Annotated in this window: 12 protein-coding genes; 4 read left to right on the top strand and 8 right to left on the bottom strand. The window is 29.4% G+C overall.

Annotation, left to right across the window (positions count from 1 at the left end; genetic code table 11):
- Nucleotides 1-59: 59 nt before the first annotated feature.
- From Q0352_RS06385 to Q0352_RS06370, 4 genes are all read right to left on the bottom strand, one after another.
- Nucleotides 60-1,610 (bottom strand): hypothetical protein, encoded by a 1,551-nt coding sequence (locus Q0352_RS06385; protein WP_299525349.1) that lies wholly within the window; start codon nt 1,608-1,610, stop codon nt 60-62.
- A gap of 583 nt (nt 1,611-2,193) precedes the next feature.
- Nucleotides 2,194-3,798, bottom strand: coding sequence for a sodium:alanine symporter family protein (locus Q0352_RS06380; protein WP_299525346.1), 1,605 nt, complete (start codon nt 3,796-3,798; stop codon nt 2,194-2,196).
- Nucleotides 3,799-3,902: 104 nt separating this feature from the next.
- A complete protein-coding gene (locus Q0352_RS06375) occupies nt 3,903-4,901 on the bottom strand; it encodes a TrkA family potassium uptake protein (protein WP_299525343.1) in 999 nt (332 codons plus the stop codon).
- Nucleotides 4,902-4,907: 6 nt separating this feature from the next.
- Nucleotides 4,908-5,129: a PspC domain-containing protein gene (locus Q0352_RS06370; protein WP_299525355.1), complete on the bottom strand. Its 222-nt coding sequence runs from the start codon at nt 5,127-5,129 to the stop codon at nt 4,908-4,910.
- 110 nt (nt 5,130-5,239) lie between these two features.
- Here Q0352_RS06370 and uvrA point away from each other — a divergent pair, with 110 nt between their 5' ends.
- The 4 genes from uvrA (at nt 5,240) to Q0352_RS06350 (ending at nt 14,261) form a co-directional block, all read left to right on the top strand.
- Complete coding sequence (uvrA, locus tag Q0352_RS06365) at nt 5,240-8,065, top strand: excinuclease ABC subunit UvrA (RefSeq protein ID WP_299525340.1); 2,826 nt, start codon at nt 5,240-5,242, stop codon at nt 8,063-8,065.
- A gap of 53 nt (nt 8,066-8,118) precedes the next feature.
- Entirely contained in the window at nt 8,119-8,829 is a 711-nt protein-coding gene (locus Q0352_RS06360) for a TIGR00730 family Rossman fold protein (protein ID WP_299525337.1), read from the top strand.
- 10 nt (nt 8,830-8,839) lie between these two features.
- Nucleotides 8,840-11,653, top strand: coding sequence for an aminopeptidase (locus tag Q0352_RS06355; RefSeq protein WP_299525334.1), 2,814 nt, complete (start codon nt 8,840-8,842; stop codon nt 11,651-11,653).
- Between the two features lie 157 nt (nt 11,654-11,810).
- Nucleotides 11,811-14,261, top strand: coding sequence for a thiamine pyrophosphate-dependent enzyme (locus Q0352_RS06350; protein WP_299525332.1), 2,451 nt, complete (start codon nt 11,811-11,813; stop codon nt 14,259-14,261).
- Nucleotides 14,262-14,300: 39 nt separating this feature from the next.
- Here Q0352_RS06350 and Q0352_RS06345 read toward each other — a convergent pair whose 3' ends face one another.
- From Q0352_RS06345 to Q0352_RS06330, 4 genes are read right to left on the bottom strand one after another with little or no spacing between them, the layout of a single operon-like run.
- The gene (locus Q0352_RS06345) at nt 14,301-15,464 is read right to left on the bottom strand and encodes a sigma-54 dependent transcriptional regulator (RefSeq protein ID WP_299525330.1); all 1,164 of its coding nucleotides are present in this window, start codon (nt 15,462-15,464) and stop codon (nt 14,301-14,303) included.
- An 8-nt stretch (nt 15,465-15,472) separates the two neighbouring features.
- Complete coding sequence (locus Q0352_RS06340; protein WP_299525325.1) at nt 15,473-16,324, bottom strand: mechanosensitive ion channel domain-containing protein; 852 nt, start codon at nt 16,322-16,324, stop codon at nt 15,473-15,475.
- 7 nt (nt 16,325-16,331) lie between these two features.
- A complete protein-coding gene (locus tag Q0352_RS06335) occupies nt 16,332-17,645 on the bottom strand; it encodes an ABC transporter permease (protein WP_299525322.1) in 1,314 nt (437 codons plus the stop codon).
- A complete protein-coding gene (locus Q0352_RS06330) occupies nt 17,638-18,567 on the bottom strand; it encodes an ABC transporter ATP-binding protein (protein WP_299525319.1) in 930 nt (309 codons plus the stop codon). Before Q0352_RS06330 ends, Q0352_RS06335 begins: the two co-directional genes overlap by 8 nt.
- Nucleotides 18,568-18,589: the final 22 nt, after the last annotated feature.

The following is an 18,589-nucleotide window of genomic DNA, read 5'->3' as shown; positions in this document are numbered from 1 at the left end:
ATTAAACTTAGAATTTTATTTATTTAATAATTATATGTTAAGTTTCTATTCAAACTTTATCAAGGGTCTATTCTCATTAATAATAATTGAGATGCAGTTGCTGCAGCTGCTCTAGTACCATTAGTTATTTCAAACGGAACAACCAATACACAAGCAAAGTCACCAACAGAAGGCACAAAATCTGCGTTAGCCATTGAGTCTTGAGCTAATTGATTATTTACACCTAATACAGTATTATCCGGATCCATTATATACCAAACGGCTTCTTGTACCTCTTGCCATGTATATGTTGTAGGAATTCCATCAACAATACCACAATTATTAGCTAAATAGTTCATTGATCCCCAAGGATATGCATTGTATGGTGCAGGAATTAAAGAGGTAGGTTCCAAATAATCTAATGATGAATAAAATTCAACAAAATAATTTCCTGGTACTATAATATTTACTTCCTCTTCACCACATAATGTTCTATAAGTTGCTTCATCAAATAAGCCAGGGATAGGTCCTGGATTATAATTACTAAATGTCATATAAAATTCAAAGATGTCAAATCCTTGTGGTCCCCAAGAAGTAACCATATCAGCACTAATTGGTATTGGTAAATAAGCTGGTAATTCTACATTAGCATCATTTCCATCATAAGAACAATTACCTACAACAAAATCAAATACACCATCAGTACCACCAAATCCATCTAAACCATCATTGTTAGACATCGCTGTATCATCAAATCCTCCTGTATAAACTAATTCCCAAGCTCCACTAGGCATTTTTAACATAATTTCAAATGTAAATGTTTCAGGAACTCCCACAACGTCTGGATACTCTATACATAGTGGTGAACCTAAACCAAACCAACTTAAGTTACTATTAGGAAATACACCTTCAACTGGAGTATTATCATTAACAATAGCTCCAGCTTCATTTTTAACATTAACATAAAATATTGCTGGAAAATCATAACCATCATAGTCTTGTCCAAAATAAGGACTTCCCTCTGCATGAAATTCTTCATAAAACTTCGTACAAATATCTCCAAAGAAACATACTGTATGAATTTCTATTTTTGTATAAGCAAACCAAGCAAACCCAAATCTTTCATAATCATAAGGTCTATAACAAAGTACATCTAATTCTACTTTTAACTTCTCAAATTCTAGAACTATAAATTCAAGTTGATTTACACCTCTTAATTGCCATAAATTTTGATAATAACTACCCATCATAGGTGATGCCCATATAGCAGTACCATCAGCAGCATATACTATAAATTCATTAATAACATAAGGTCCTGCTGGTAATTTTACAACTTCGGTTTCTGTTTTATCATTTAAAGTTACTAATTGTAATGTGTATTCAGTTCCACTTATATCTATAACAACATAAGAAGGTTCTAAATCTGAACAATCAGGTATTAATGGGTCATTATCTAAATTATCTTTTGAAACAAATAAATTTTTACTTGCATCTGGTATAAAATTATTGATATCAAATACAACATCTTGTAATTGTTGTACTGGTATAATTTCTGTAGCATCATCATTATTACAAGATATAGCAAACAGTACTAAAGATAATCCTAAAAGGATTTTAAGTAAATTTTTCATAATAATAGTTTTAAATAATTAGTTAATAAAATCTTATTATAAATGTACAAGCATGCTGAACCAAAGATGAAACTTAACAACAGTTCAACCAATTAAAATGGTTTAAACATACTGTATGTATCAAATAAAGTTCTAATACTTTATAATAAGGAGTGATAAATTGAGGTTACAATTTTTGGGGATAGTAAAAATTTAAATAAACAATATTTTCATACGTAGTAATTTTAATTATTTAGAAATAATTTAACGCATAACATTATTTAATTTATTTTTAAACTATTGAAGGGATGAAAAACAATTTTTGAGGTTTAAACGTTGATAAACTTTTGATGTATCTCAAAGTTAAAATTACAAATTATTATTTCATAATTTCAATATTAAAGATACTAAACTTTTCAAGGAAACTAAGGTTTTTTTTTATAAATTTTACTGAGTGCTATATTTAGCTAATAAATCGTTATAAATTGTTAACAATCAGCTATGTAATATTAATAACACTTTATAGCTTATAACAAACAAAATCCCATTTCATTGGCATCTATTACACCTGAAATGGGATTGAAAATTTATTTGTATTTTTTAATTACTTAAAAAATGTCAGTTTTATATTAATTGCTTTTAAGTATTTAACCAATTCATCTCTAACCACTGGAAATAAGATTAGAAGTCCAATCATATTTGGAAAAACAAGTGCCAAAATCATTGCATCTGAAAAATTAAATACCGCTTGCATAGAAGCTGCTGCACCAATAATAATAAATGCAATAAATAATATTTTATAAGTAATATCTGCTATTTTACTTCTTCCAAATAAAAATTTCCAAGATTGTAATCCGTAATAAGACCAAGAAATCATTGTTGATATTGCAAATAAAACAACTGCCAATGTTAACACATAAGGAAACCAAGGAATTACAGATTCAAATGCCATTGAAGTTAAATTAACTCCACCTACAGCTACACCGTCAATAATTACAGAACCAGCTCCATTTCCACCGTATTCAAAAATTCCTCCACTGTTATAAAATATAATTACTAAGGCTGTTAGTGTACAAATAATTACTGTATCAATAAAAGGTTCTAATAATGAAACTAAACCTTCTGATGCTGGATAATTTGTTTTAACTGCTGAGTGTGCTATTGCAGCTGAACCTGCACCTGCTTCATTTGAAAAAACGGCACGTCTAAATCCTGTAATTAATACACCAAAGAAACCTCCAACTCCAGCACTAGGGCTAAACGCTTCTCTTACTATTAAAGCAAGTGCATCATCTATATAACTAAAATTACTAAAAACTACTACTAAACAAGCAGCTATATATATTACTGCCATAAAAGGCACAACTTTTTCTGTAACCGAAGCAATTCTTTTTATTCCTCCAATTATAACAAATCCAACTACAATAGCTAAAACAACACCTATTATTGTTCCTGTTGATCCACCTTGCATTCCCATCATAGCCGCTAATTGTTCTGCTGCTTGATTAGATTGTACCGCATTCCCTCCACCAAATGATGCTCCAACACATAATATTGCAAAAACAATGGCTAACACTTTACCCAATTTTTTGTATCCTTTTTCACCAAGTCCTTTTGATAAATAATACATTGGGCCCCCGTAAACAGTTCCGTCTGGTCCAACATCACGGTATTTAACACCCAAAGTACATTCTACAAATTTGGTAGACATACTAAGTAATCCAGCTACAACCATCCAAAATGTTGCTCCAGGACCACCTATAGAAATTGCTAAAGCTACACCCGCAATATTTCCTAAACCAACAGTTCCTGAAACTGCCGTTGCCAATGCTTGAAAATGACTAACCTCTCCTTCTTTACTTTCATCTTTAATAGTATCTGGATTATCTCCATCAACTACATATATTTCAGATTTTTCAAGTCCGTGGTTTTCCGCATCATCATATTTACCTCTAACAACGCCAATTGCTAAAAATATTCTTCTAATATTAATAAACTTAAAATATATGGTAAAAAATAAAGCTCCTAAAACTAATAAAACTACAACTAGTGGAATTTCAATAAAAGGGACTTCCCAAAAAACGATGCCTTCCCATACTTCTGTTATTGGCTCAAACCAATCATTTATTTTTTCATCGATGCCTTTTTCTTGTGCTTTTAACACGTATGGGACTATTAATAACAGTAAGGAAAGAAATTTTTTATTCATAATTTTAAGGTGAATTTATTAAAGTAGCCGCAATATGGTAAAAAAAAGAAAGTGCTACAAATTTTAAGCATTAAAGTTAATTCCATATAATTAAAAATGATTTATTAATTAAAAACTTCACGCAATTTCTTAATCTGACTTGGGCGTCCTAACACAATTAAATTAGCATTAGGCTCTAAAATGGTAGTTACTTCTGGATTAATAATGTATTTATTATCAGAAGTTTTAAAACCTATTACATTACAACCAGACTTTTTGCGTACATCTAAATCTAAAATTGTTTTATTTAAAAATTCTGTTGGTAAATCGTTAACAGAAATTTCTTCTAAGTTGGTAGACCCTTCATCATTAATAGTTAGTTTATCAACAAACTCAACCAAATCAGGTGTTACAACTAATGATGCCATATGCTCACCACCTATTTTATTTGGCATAATAACATTTGTTGCTCCAGCAATTTTTAATTTTTTATAGGATGATTCATTAGAAGCTCTACTAATAATAATAAAATCTTTATTTATTTGCCTTGCAGAAAGCACTACAAATAAATTATCAGCATCTGATGGTAGCGCCGTAATTAAGCTTTTTGCATTTAAAATAGCTGCTTCATTTAATGCTTTATCATCGGTTCCATCACCTTCAACGTATAATATATTATTAAACCCTAACTCTTCAATAATAGTTTTACTTTTCTCAATTACCACACAGGGCATGTTAAATTTTTTAAGTTTTGCTACTGCTTGTCTGCCATTTCTTCCGTAGCCACACACAACAGTATGATTCTGTAATTTTTGAATTTTTTGTTGCATTTTTTTATATTTTAAATTTTGAAAAAAATTATCATTAGCTAAATATTCCGTTAAAGCGGTTACTGAATAACCGTAAACACCAATACTTAAAATTATTAAAACAATAGTAAATAGTTTTTCTGTTTGATTTAATTCGTGGAGTGTACCAAAACCAACTGTTGACATGGTAATTACGGTCATATACAACGAATCAATAAATGATTCATTAGAAATAATTATAAAACCACTAATACCAACTATTAAAACCGAAGTTAATAAAATTAATGAAATATATAATTTTGCTTTTACAACCATAATTTATTAAAGATCAAATACTGAATTTCTTTTGGTGTAAATCATATCTTTCAATCGAAGCAAAAAGGCCAACGTTAAATATATTCCGAAGGAAAACCCAAACGTCACAAACGATATATATATAAAAAATAAGCGCACATTAGACACTCTCATGCCTAATCTATCTGCAAATCTTGATGAAACTGCAAATCCGTGTTTTTCAAAATAATGTCGTAATGAATCAATCATCTTCAAAAGCCTATAATTTTAACGCAATATACTAATTTTCAAAATAAGATATACGTCTTTACCAAAATTGTAGTTACATTTTTTTAACTTTGCAACTTTCCAAAAATCTAATGATAAAACACGAAGAGTATATTGAAATTCTTGGAGCGCGAGTTCATAATTTAAAAAATATTGATGTTCGCATTCCCAGAGAAAAACTGGTAGTAATTACTGGTTTAAGCGGTAGCGGAAAATCATCATTAGCTTTTGATACCATTTATGCTGAAGGTCAGCGAAGGTATATTGAAACTTTTTCAGCTTATGCGCGTCAATTTTTAGGTGGATTAGAACGACCTGATGTTGACAAAATAGATGGACTTTCACCTGTAATTTCAATTGAGCAAAAAACAACGAATAAAAGTCCGCGCTCTACGGTTGGTACTATTACCGAAATTTACGATTTTTTACGATTATTATTTGCGCGTGCAGGTGATGCTTATTCCTATAATACCAATAAAAAGATGGTGAGTTATAGTGATGAGCAAATAAAAGAACTTATTTTAAAAGATTTTGAAGATAAAAAAATTGTAATACTTGCGCCAATCATAAAATCAAGGAAAGGGCATTATCGTGAACTTTTTGAACAAATTGCTAAACAAGGTTTTGTTAAAGTTCGTGTAGATGGAGAGATTGTAGATATTGAAAAAGGAATGCGTTTAGATCGTTACAAAATGCATGATATTGAAATTGTAATTGATCGATTATTGGTAAATAGTGCTTCTGAAAAAAGGCTAGAAGAAACCATTACAACAGCTTTATACTCTGGTGAAAATATTTTAATGGTTTTAGAACATGAAACTAATATTCCTCGGTATTTTAGTCGTGATTTAATGTGTCCAGAAACTGGTATTTCTTATCCAAACCCAGAACCTAATAATTTTTCGTTTAATTCCCCAAAAGGAGCCTGTGAAACCTGTAATGGGTTAGGAAAAACAAATAAAGTTAATCTTCAAAAAATAATTCCTAATACAAAACTTTCCATAAAAAGTGGTGGAATTGTACCTATTGGTGAACAAAAAACAAGTTGGATTTTTAAACAACTTCAATTAATTGCCGATCGTTATAAATTTCAATTAACCGATCCTATTTCAAAAATTCCAAAAGAAGCATTAGAAATCATTTTAAACGGTGGAAATGAGAAATTTAAAATAGATTCCAAAGTAATGGGTGTAACTCGTACTTATGAAATTGATTTTGAAGGAATTATTAGCTTTATTGAAAGTCAGTATAATTTAAGTGAATCTACTTCAATTAAACGATGGGCTAAAGAGTTTATGGATGAAATAAATTGTGAGACCTGTAACGGAAAACGACTCAAAAAAGAAGCTTTATATTTTAAAATAAACGAAAAAAACATCTCTGATTTAGCACAATTAGACATTTCAGAATTGGCAGAATGGTTTGCTACAATTGAAGAAAAATTAAATAGTAAACAACTAAAAATAGCTTCAGAAATATTAAAAGAAATTAGAACAAGAATCCAATTTTTATTAAATGTTGGTTTGGATTATTTAATGCTTGATAGAAGCTCAAAATCATTATCCGGTGGCGAAGCACAGCGCATTAGATTAGCAACGCAAATTGGTTCTCAATTAGTTGGTGTACTTTATATTTTAGATGAACCTAGTATTGGTTTGCATCAACGAGACAATAAAAAATTAATAAATTCTTTAATTGCTTTACGAGATGTTGGAAATTCTATTATTGTTGTTGAGCATGATAAAGATATGATTGAACATGCTGATTATGTAATAGATATAGGTCCTGGCGCTGGTCATTTTGGAGGTGAAATTGTGAGTGAAGGAACTTTTGCCGAATTAAAACAACATAAAACATTAACAGCCGATTATTTAAATGGCACAAAAAAAATTGAAGTTCCTAAAAAAAGAAGAAAAGGAAATGGACATACCATTACATTATCTGGTGCAACTGGAAACAATTTAAAAAATTTGACTGTTGATTTTCCTCTAGGAAAACTTATTTGTGTAACTGGTGTTTCTGGAAGTGGAAAATCTACATTAATAAATGAAACACTGTACCCAATATTAAATAAACATATTTACCGAGGAGTTAAAAAACCAATGCCTTATAAATCTATCAAAGGGTTAGAACACATAGATAAAGTAATTGCAATTGACCAATCGCCAATTGGTAGAACACCACGTTCAAACCCAGCAACTTATACTGGGGTATTTAGCGAAATTAGAAGTTTATATGCAAAAACAAGTGAAGCATCTATTAGAGGATACAAACCTGGAAGATTCTCATTTAATGTAAAAGGTGGAAGATGCGAAACTTGCCAAGGTGGTGGAGTTCGCGTTATTGAAATGAATTTTTTACCTGATGTTCATGTTGAATGTGAAACTTGCCAAGGCAAACGTTTTAATAGAGAAACGTTAGAAATTAGATACAAAGGGAAATCGATTTCAGATGTTTTAAATATGACAATTGATGATGCTGTTGAATTTTTTGAAAACATTCCTAAAATATACCGTAGTCTAAAAACAATTCACGATGTAGGCCTAGGTTACATTACACTTGGTCAGCAATCTACAACACTTTCTGGTGGTGAAGCACAGCGTATAAAATTAGCTTCAGAATTATCTAAAAGAGATACCGGAAATACTTTTTATATTTTAGATGAACCAACTACAGGACTTCATTTTGAAGATATTCGTGTATTAATGGAAGTTTTAAATAAATTAACCAATAAAGGGAATACGCTTCTTGTTATAGAGCATAATTTAGATGTTGTAAAACTAGCAGATCACGTTATTGATATTGGAATGGAAGGTGGTAAAAATGGTGGGCAATTAATTTGTTTTGGGACTCCAGAAGAAGTAAGTACACATAAAAAAAGTTATACTGCACAATTCTTAAAAAAAGAATTAAATTAGAAAACTAATAAAAAAAACTGTTAATTAGCAGCAAAATTGATATTCAGAAATATATGATACCTAACGAAGAAAAAAAAATACGAGAAAAATTTAAACAAAAAACTTGGAACGAAATTAAAACCAACGATTCCTGGGCTATATTTAAAATAATGGCTGAGTTTGTTGATGGATTTGAACGTTTAGGAAAAATTGGTCCTTGTGTAACTATTTTTGGTTCTGCACGTACAAAACCGGACCATAAATATTATAAATTGGCTGAAAGCATTGCTTATGAATTAACACAACACGGCTATGGAGTTGTTACTGGTGGTGGTCCTGGAATTATGGAAGCTGGTAACAAAGGTGCAAAAAGAGGAAAAGGAATATCAGTTGGATTGAATATTGAATTGCCTTTTGAACAACATGACAATCCATATATAGATTCCGATAAAAGCTTAGATTTTGACTACTTTTTTGTTCGAAAAGTAATGTTTGTTAAATACTCTCAAGGTTTTGTTGTAATGCCAGGTGGTTTTGGAACTATGGACGAACTTTTTGAAGCAATTACATTAATACAAACAAAAAAAATTGGAAAATTTCCTATTATTTTAGTTGGAAGAAAATTTTGGACTGGCCTAATGGACTGGATAGAAAGCACCTTACTTGAAGAAGGAAATATTAGTCCAAAAGATTTAGATCTAATCTCAATTGTTGATACAGAAGATGAAGTTTTAGAAGTGATAGACACTTTCTATAAAAAATACAGTTTAAGTCCAAATTTTTAATATTACTAGCTTGAAAAAGAATCTATTTTTAATTGTTTTAACTTATTTTGTTAGTTTGTTTGCATATGCACAAACTAACAACATTAGTATTTCTGCAACTTTAAATATTGAAACAAACGAACTTAAAATTAAACAAGAAACCACTTTTTATAATAAATCAGATAGCATTTTAAATGAGGTCTATTTTCATAATTGGGCAAATGCTTACAAAGACAAAAATACACCCTTAGCAAAGCGTTTTATAGAAAATTATTCAAAATCATTTCATTTTACGAATGAAAAAAATAGAGGAAATACAACTATAAACAGTATTTCTGTAAATTATGATAATGCCACTTGGGAAATTACGGATGAAAATCCAGATATTTTAAAAGTAAATTTAATTCAACCTTTGAATCCTGATGATTCAGTAAAAATAACAGCAACCTATATTGTTAAAATTCCTAATGACAAATTCACTAGTTATGGTGCAAGCTATTTCAGTTATAATTTAAAATATTGGTATTTAGCTCCAGCGAATTTTAGTACAGATTGGCAAACTTATAACAATCTGGATATGGATGATTTGTATATTGATTTTACTAATTATCAGATCAATCTTAAAGTTCCAAAAGAGTATGAGGTGAATTCTAATTTAACATCATCAGTCATATCTGATGAGAACTTTAATATCTACAATTTAGTTGGTAAAAACAGATTAGATATTGAATTAAATATCACTAAAAATAATAATTTTATTCATTATAATTTTGAAGATATTTTAATAACTACAAACTTAGATTCTGAAAAACTAGATTACAATCTTAAGTATAGTATTTTAAAAAGAGAGTTCTATTTTATTCAAACATTTTTAGGGAAATTTCCAAATGAAAAATTATTGATAAATAAAATAGATTATGATAAAAACCCCGTGTATGGGTTTAACCAACTCCCTTCTTTTTTAGCTGCTTATAGCGATGCTTTTGAATGGGATATTCAACAATTTAAAGTACTATCAAAAAAATATATTGATGAACTCTTTTTATTTAACAAAAGAGAAGATTATTGGTTAGCAGATGGTTTACAAACTTATTTAATGATTAAGTATGTAGAACGATATTACCCTGAAGTTAAAGCTATTGGAAATATTTCAGAAGTATGGGGTATTAAAGGTTTTAATTTAGCTAAAATTAACTTTAACGAAAAATATCCTTTTGTTTACCAATTTGCTGCACGAAAAAATATAGATCAACCTTTAACTACCCATGCAGATTCTCTTTCCAATTTTAATAGAAAAATTGTTAACAAATATAAGGCTGGTTTAGGTATAAAATATTTAGAAACTTATTTAGAAGACAATTCCATGCCATCCATTATTTGGGATTTTTCTAATAAAAATTCAGGTATTAAAGTTCAGAGTAATTCGTTTATTGATTTTTTAAAATCAAAAACAGAAAAAGACATTTCTTGGTTTGAAAATGAATATTTAAAAACCAATAAAAAGGTAGACTATACCATTCAAAAAATTACTAAAAACAAGGATTCATTAGATGTCACTATTTTAAATAAAAGAAGTTTTACTACCCCTATTCAGCTCTACGGAATTAATAATAAAGAAATTAAATTCACTAAATGGCTAACAGGAATTGATTCAATTTCAAAAATTACAATTCCTAAAAACGGATTTGATAAACTCTCTCTAAATTATGAATCACTTTTACCAGAGTTTAATTTGAGAAATAATTGGAAAAGTGTTGATAAAAAAATATTCAATAGACCTTTTCAATTAAAATTCATGAAAGATATTGAAAACCCATATTACAATCAATTTTTTTACACACCTGAGTTTAGATATAATTACTATGATGGCGCTGTTTTAGGTTTAACGCTGTCAAATAAAACAATATTAGATAAAAGTTTCAATTATAAAGTAACACCTTCATATGGAACAACTAGCAAAACACTTTCAGGGTCTTTTGCATTAAAATATGAATACCTTCCTGAAGATAAAAAAGTAAATAAATTTGTAGCTGGAATCTTTGGTAGTAGTTTTCATTATGCAGAAGACTTATCATATAATACTCTTACTCCTTTTGCTTTACTTGAATTTAAACGAAAAAGTTTAAGAGATGTTAGTAGTAATGCCATTTCTGCATCTTATACATTAGTGGATCGTGAAAAATCACCCACCCAAATTGAATATCGTGAATCAAACAAATACAAAGTTTTCAATTTAAGTTATGGTTATTCAAAACCTGAAATTATTGAGGATGTACGATTTTCAACTGGAATTCAAGTATCTGAAAAATTCAGCAAAATTTCATTAACTGGTCATTACAGAAAACTTACCGATACAAATAGACAATTTGATTTTAGAATTTTTGCCGGTGCTTTTTTAAGTAACAAAACCGAATCAGATTTTTTTAGTTTCGCACTAGATAGACCTAGCGATTATTTATTCCAATATGATTATTTAGGAAGATCAGAAACTTCAGGTTTTTTCAGCCAACAAGTTATTATTAACGAAGGTGGTTTTAAATCCAAACTACCTGTTGCCTACGGAAATGAATGGCTAAGTACTATAAACACTAGTGTTGGATTATGGAGGTGGCTTGAAGTATATAATGATGTAGGTTTTGTGAAAAACAAAAATCAAAAAGTATATTTTGCTCATGAAAACGGCTTACGTTTGAATTTTATACAAGATATCTTAGAAGTCTATTTCCCGCTACATTCAAATTTAGGATGGGAAATATCTCAACCAAGTTATAGTTCTAAAATAAGATTTGTATTGGTTATAAATCCCAAAAGAATTTATAATTTTGTAAAAAGAGGATTTTATTAAATTAAAGATTATCATCCCACTTTTTAAAAATCATTAAATAATTCACAAGTTTATCAATATTTTTAACTGAATTTTTAAGTTTAATTCAACTTTTACTAGTGATTTTTAAATTTCATTTAAAAATTGTAAGTTTGCAAAACTAAAAAAAATCAAAAATATGAGTGTAAAATCTTCATCTACAAACCTAGAACCACTTTCTTTTAATCAATTTAAACAAGAAGTACTACAAGATTATAAAATCGCTGTATTAAGCAGAGAATGTAGTCTAATAGGTCGTAGAGAAGTTTTAACAGGTAAAGCTAAATTTGGTATTTTTGGCGATGGAAAAGAAGTAGCTCAGCTGGCAATGGCAAAGGCATTTAAAAAAGGTGATTTCAGATCAGGATATTATAGGGATCAAACTTTTATGATGGCTATTGGTGAACTTACACCTCAACAATTCTTTGCAGGTTTATATGCTCACGCTGATATTAATGCTGATCCAATGTCCGGTGGACGCCAAATGGGAGGCCATTTTGCTACACATAGTTTAGATGAAAAAGGGCATTTTAAAAACTTAACTGAACAATACAATTCAAGTAGTGATATTTCTCCAACAGCAGGGCAAATGCCTCGCATGTTAGGATTGGCATATGCATCAAAACTTTATAGAAATCTTTCGGAAATAAAAAATAGTAAGTTCTCTAACAATGGAAATGAAATTTCTTGGGGAACCATTGGAAACGCTAGTACTTCGGAAGGTGTATTTTTTGAAACCATAAACGCTGCAGGTGTATTACAAGTTCCTATGGTTATTAATGTTTGGGATGATGATTTTGGTATTTCTGTACCGGCAAAATATCAAACTACAAAAGAGAGTATTTCTGAAATTTTAAAAGGATTTCAAAGAGAAAATGAAGTTAATGGTTATGAAATATTTGTAGTTAAAGGTTGGGACTACCCTAAATTAATTGATGTATATAGCAAAGCTTCTAAAATAGCTCGTGAAGAACATGTTCCCGTATTAATCCACGTAAAAGATTTAACACAACCTCAAGGTCATTCTACCTCAGGCTCACACGAACGCTACAAAAGTAAAGAACGTTTAATTTGGGAGAAACAAAATGATTGTATTGTTAAAATGCGTGATTGGATTATTGAATTTAATTTGCAAGATGAAAATAACAATACCCTAAAGTTTATAGATTCTGAAGAAGAATTAATTAAAATTGAAAAAGACGCTAAAAAAGAAGTAAGTCAAGCCAGAAGAGAAGCTTGGAATGCTTTTTTAAATCCTATAAAAGAAGAAAAAAACATATTAATTAATATTCTTAATAATCTTTCAGAAAAAAGCAAAAACAAAGCTTTTATATTGAAACTTAAAAATGATTTATTGTCAATTCTTGAACCTTCAAGAAAAGATCTTTTATCTACAGCTAGAAAAATTATTGTGTATGTTAGAGATGAGAATTTAATTGAAAAAACTCAATTACAAAATTGGATTACTACTTATATAAAAACAAAACAACCAAGTTACAGTTCTCACTTATATAGTCAAACTGATAAAAAAGTAAGTCTTTCAAAAGAGGTACTTCCAACTTACAGTGAAAATGCTGAGCTAGTTGATGGACGAATTATTATAAAAGATAATTTTGACACCCTTTTTTCAAAACACAACGATGTATTTATTTTTGGTGAAGACGCTGGAAATATTGGTGATGTAAATCAAGGATTAGTAGGTCTTCAAGAAAAATATGGTGAACTTAGAATTACGGATACAGGAATTAGAGAAGCTACTATTGTTGGACAAGGTATTGGAATGGCATTAAGAGGATTACGTCCAATTGCTGAAATTCAATATTTAGATTATTTACTATATGCTTTACAAATTTTAAGTGATGATTTAGCTACACTTCATTATAGAACAGCTGGGAAACAAAAAGCACCCCTAATTATAAGAACACGTGGGCACAGATTAGAAGGAATTTGGCATTCTGGTTCACCAATGGGAGCAATTGTACATTCATTAAGAGGAATGAATATTTTAGTTCCAAGAAATATGACGAAAGCTGCTGGATTCTACAATACATTATTAGAATGTGACGAACCTGCACTAATTGTCGAAAATTTAAATGGTTACCGACTTAAAGAAAAATTACCTAACAATTTTGGTGAATTTAAAACTCCAATTGGGGTTGTTGAAACTATAAAAGAAGGTGCTGATATTACAGTTGTTTCTTATGGTTCAACTTTAAAAATTGTACAAGATGTAGTAAATGATTTAGCACAAGTTGATATTGATATAGAAATTATTGATGCTCAAAGTTTACTCCCGTTTGATAATAATCATGATGTGGTAAAAAGTATCCAAAAAACGAATAGACTTATTATTATTGATGAAGATGTTCCTGGAGGAGCTTCAGCTTATTTGTTAAATGAAATTTTAGAAAAGCAAAACGCTTATGACTATTTAGATAGCAAACCAATTACTTTAACAGCAAAAGAACACAGAGCTGCTTATGGTACTGATGGCGATTATTTTTCAAAACCAAATGCTGAAGATATTTTTGAATCTATTTATGCTATTATGCACGAAGTAAATCCAACTAAGTTCAAAAAATTATATTAAATAAATTAAAAATCCCGCTATTGCGGGATTTTTAATTTATTATTTACTTGCAAACAATTTAACATCGTTTTCAGAAACTTCTTTTTCCCCCAAAATTATAAGCCGCTCAACTACATTTCTAAGCTCTCTTATGTTCCCTGTCCAGTCATAATTTTGTAATAATTCTATTGCCTGTTGTGAAAAATATTTTACAGCTGTACCATGTTCATTTGCTATTTGTTCTGCGAAAAATTGAATTAAAAGTGGAATATCCTCTCTTCTTTCATTCAAAGCTGGAACATTAATTAAAATTACAGCAAGTCTATGGTACAAATCTTCTCTGAAATTACCTTCATTAATTTCCTTCTTTAGATCTTTATTAGTTGCTGCTATTACTCTAACATCAACTCTTATATCTTTATCACTACCAACACGTGAAATTTTATTTTCTTGTAAAGCTCTTAAAACTTTAGCTTGTGCTGAAAGACTCATATCTCCTATTTCGTCTAAAAAAATAGTTCCACCATTTGCAGCTTCAAATTTACCAGCTCTATCTTTATTTGCTCCAGTAAATGAACCTTTTACGTGACCAAACAACTCGCTTTCAATCAATTCTGAAGGAATTGCTGCGCAGTTCACTTCAACCATAGGCCCTTTTGTTCTTTCGCTTTTTTCGTGTAACCAATGTGCTACTAATTCTTTTCCTGTACCGTTTGGCCCTGTAATAAATACACGTGCATCAGTTGGTGCTACTTTTTCAATCATTGTTTTAATATGAGTTATAGCTTCACTATCACCAATCATCTCATATTTTTTGCTCACTTTTTTCTTCAAAAGTTTATTTTCAACAACCAACTCTTTTTTATCAAGTGCGTTTCTAACGGTATTTAATAAACGGTTTAAATCTGGTGGTTTTGAAATATAATCAAATGCTCCTAAGCGCATTGTATTTACTGCAGTATCCAAATCACCGTGTCCAGAAATCATAACAATTGGAATTTCAGGTTTTAAAATTTTAACTCTTTCAAGTACTTCAACGCCATCCATTTTCGGCATTTTAATATCGCATAAGACCAAATCAAAATCAGATTTAGATATCATATCAATTCCAACCAAACCATCTTCAGCTTCTTCAACTTGGTAGGTATCGTTCTCTTCAGAAATTATTTTTTTTAATACTCTGCGAATTGCAGCTTCATCTTCTATTATTAATATTTTTGACATTTTTATTTTTATTTTTTATCTTGAAAAATGTGTAAATCTCTTTGTGGGAATGGTATTTGAATATTATTTTCTCTAAATAAACGGTCTATTTCGAATCGAATATCACTTTTTGGAAATCTAGCATTAAAACTATCTTTTACAGAAAATGCCACCTTAAAATTTAAGGAACTATCTCCAAAATCCATAAATAAAACTACCGGTTTAGGGAGTTCTAGAACATCTTTATGCGAGGCAACAGCTTGATGCAGAATCTTTTTAACCAATTGCAAATCACTTCCATAGGCTACTCCAACTTCAACATTTTCTCTTGTTATTTCGCTATTTGAAGTGTAATTATACAAACTATTGGTTAAAAATAAATGGTTTGGCACAATTAGCACCCGGTTATCAATTGTTATAATCCTTGTTGTTCGTAAATTAATTTCTTCAACTTTACCCATCCTACCTTCAACTTCAATAACATCTCCAATGTGTAATGATTTATCAACAATCATAAAAACACCTGAAATAATATCTTGAATTAAAGTTTGCAATGCCAAACCAATACCTACCAACAATGCAGCAGAAGCAGCAAAAATAGCAGTTACGTTTACTCCAATAGTCTGAAATGTAACTAACAAAATGACTACATAAATAAACCATTTACCGTATGAAAATAATGTTACAAATTTAACTTTATCTTCATTAGGAAGATTATTAGTCATTAACTTTCTTATCATTTTTAATAAAAATGAAGTAAAAACTAAAATTACAAGAATAAGTAATATTCCTTTTATTGAAATATGAATATCACTACTTAAATTAAGCGTATAGTTAAAAATGTCTTTTATTTTATCAATAATATTTATAATAATTTCCATTTAAAATTTAATATTTTAACCATTTATACAATTCCTTATAACTTGGTTTTTTTCCATACATTAAAATTCCAACTCTATATATTTTAGCTGCAAACCAAACTATTACTATAAAGGTAATAATTAACAATAACATTGAAGTAATTATTTGCCACCACGGTACACCAAATGGAATACGCATTAACATTACAATTGGGGATGTTAATGGGAATAATGAAAATCCTAAAGCAATTGGACCATGTGGGTTTTCAATAACCGAAAAACCAACATAAATAGCAATAATTAGTGGCATTAATACTGGCATCATAAATTGTTGCGTATCTGTTTCACTATCTACAGCTGCACCAATAGCTGCATAAATTGAACTATAGATTAAATAACCTCCTAAAAAGTAAACAATAAACGAGAAAAACATGGTAAGAATTGGTAAATTCTTTATTTCTTGAAGTACTAATTGTAAATCATTGGTTGAAGTTTCTTGTACTTGCTGTATTATTTCAGGATTCATTTGTGCCATTGCAGAACCTGAACTTGCAGATTCAATACCAAAAATATAAGTTATTGCAGTTAGCATTAAACCTGCTGAAATTGCCCAAATAATAAATTGTAAAACACCTGCCAAGGCATTTCCTAATATTTTACCAAGCATTAGTTGAAAAGGCTTTACAGATGAAATGATAACTTCAATAATTCTACTTGTTTTTTCCTCAATAACACTGCGCATTACAGAAGTTCCATAAATAATAATGAACATAAATATTAAATAACCAAAACCTCCACCAACTGCCATTCTTAACAAACTACCAATTTTTGATGATTTTTCTCCCGAAAAATTTTCAGTAACAATAACAACATTGGTTTCAGTTGCTTTTATTTTATCAATATCAAAATGCAGTTGCTCAATCTTTAAATCTCTAATTTTCTTCTCAAGCTTATTTTCAATTTCACTCAGTAAGTTTAAACTTGGAGAATCTTCAGAAAAAAAAGAAATTCCTTTTGAAAGCTCCACTAAACTATCATTTTGTGGAATATATAATAGTCCGTAATAAAATTCTTTTGTTTTTGCTCTAGCTTCATCTAATCCTAAGGCTGTTAAATCTATATATTTTGTAGACTCTGAATTATCAAAAATTGAAGCTAATTGATGTGATTCATCTACAAAAGCAACAGTACGTATTTCTTCACTATTTTTCTCATTCAAAAAAATTATTAAAGAAAATAACCCTACCATTAAAAGCGGACTTAAAATTGTTAAAATTATAAACGATTTATTTTTAACTTTTGCTAAAAACTCTCTTTTTATGATTAATTTTAATTTACCCATTATTTGCAACTGCTTTTAAAAATATATCATTTACACTTGGAATAACTTCAGTGAAATGTGTTATTTGTGCTTTATTATTTAAAAATTGAATCAAATTACTTGAAGTTTCACCATTTTTTAGACTTATTAAAAGTCTTAAATCATTATTAAATGAAGGTGATTTTGATTTTTCAACAATAAATTGAGAATTAATCTGGCTATAAACAGTTTCTTTATCAATACATAAGAGTCCAACTTCAAATTGGTTGGTTTTATATTGCTGCCTGATATCATTTAATTTGCCATCCAATATTTTATTCGATTTATTGATTAATGCAATATTATCGCATAACTCTTCAACCGACTCCATTCTATGCGTAGAAAAAATAATACTAGCACCTTCATTACGTAATTGTAATATTTCATCTTTAATTAGATTTGCATTAATTGGATCAAACCCACTAAATGGTTCATCAAAAATTAACAATTTAGGAGTGTGTAAGACAGTAACAATAAATTGTACTTTTTGTGCCATTCCTTTTGAAAGTTCCTGAATTTTTTTGTCCCACCAATCTGTAATTTCAAATTTTTCAAACCAGTATGAAAGCTTTTTTTTTGCTTCCGTTTTAGACATTCCTTTTAATTGCGCTAAATACAATACCTGCTCACCTACTTTCATGCTTTTATACAAACCACGTTCTTCAGGTAAATATCCAATATTCTGAATATGATGCGGTTGTAATTTTTCACCATCTAAATAAATGGTTCCGCTATCTGGTAAGGTAATTTGATTAATAATTCTTATTAAAGAAGTTTTTCCAGCTCCATTAGGACCTAATAATCCAAATACGCTTCCTTCAGGCACTGAAATTGAAACGTTGTTTAATGCTTTAAAACTTCCATAGTTTTTACATACATTTTCAACGGTTAAAATATTTTTCATTCTTTAGTTTTTGATTCCGTGA

It is taken from the genome of uncultured Lutibacter sp. (assembly GCF_937891065.1).
Lineage (GTDB): Bacteria > Bacteroidota > Bacteroidia > Flavobacteriales > Flavobacteriaceae > Lutibacter.
This window is presented reverse-complemented; position numbering and strand designations above follow the sequence as displayed.

Bases quoted from the DNA above. Each gene is read 5' to 3' on its own strand.
- Q0352_RS06340 (WP_299525325.1), bottom strand. From the start codon at position 16,324: ATGGAAATTATTATAAATATTATTGATAAAATAAAAGACATTTTTAAC.
- Q0352_RS06380 (WP_299525346.1), bottom strand. From the start codon at position 3,798: ATGAATAAAAAATTTCTTTCCTTACTGTTATTAATAGTCCCATACGTG.
- Q0352_RS06360 (WP_299525337.1), top strand. From the start codon at position 8,119: ATGATACCTAACGAAGAAAAAAAAATACGAGAAAAATTTAAACAAAAA.
- Q0352_RS06375 (WP_299525343.1), bottom strand. From the start codon at position 4,901: ATGGTTGTAAAAGCAAAATTATATATTTCATTAATTTTATTAACTTCG.
- Q0352_RS06330 (WP_299525319.1), bottom strand. From the start codon at position 18,567: ATGAAAAATATTTTAACCGTTGAAAATGTATGTAAAAACTATGGAAGT.
- uvrA (WP_299525340.1), top strand. From the start codon at position 5,240: ATGATAAAACACGAAGAGTATATTGAAATTCTTGGAGCGCGAGTTCAT.
- Q0352_RS06335 (WP_299525322.1), bottom strand. From the start codon at position 17,645: ATGGGTAAATTAAAATTAATCATAAAAAGAGAGTTTTTAGCAAAAGTT.
- Q0352_RS06385 (WP_299525349.1), bottom strand. From the start codon at position 1,610: ATGAAAAATTTACTTAAAATCCTTTTAGGATTATCTTTAGTACTGTTT.
- Q0352_RS06350 (WP_299525332.1), top strand. From the start codon at position 11,811: ATGAGTGTAAAATCTTCATCTACAAACCTAGAACCACTTTCTTTTAAT.
- Q0352_RS06370 (WP_299525355.1), bottom strand. From the start codon at position 5,129: ATGATTGATTCATTACGACATTATTTTGAAAAACACGGATTTGCAGTT.
- Q0352_RS06345 (WP_299525330.1), bottom strand. From the start codon at position 15,464: ATGTCAAAAATATTAATAATAGAAGATGAAGCTGCAATTCGCAGAGTA.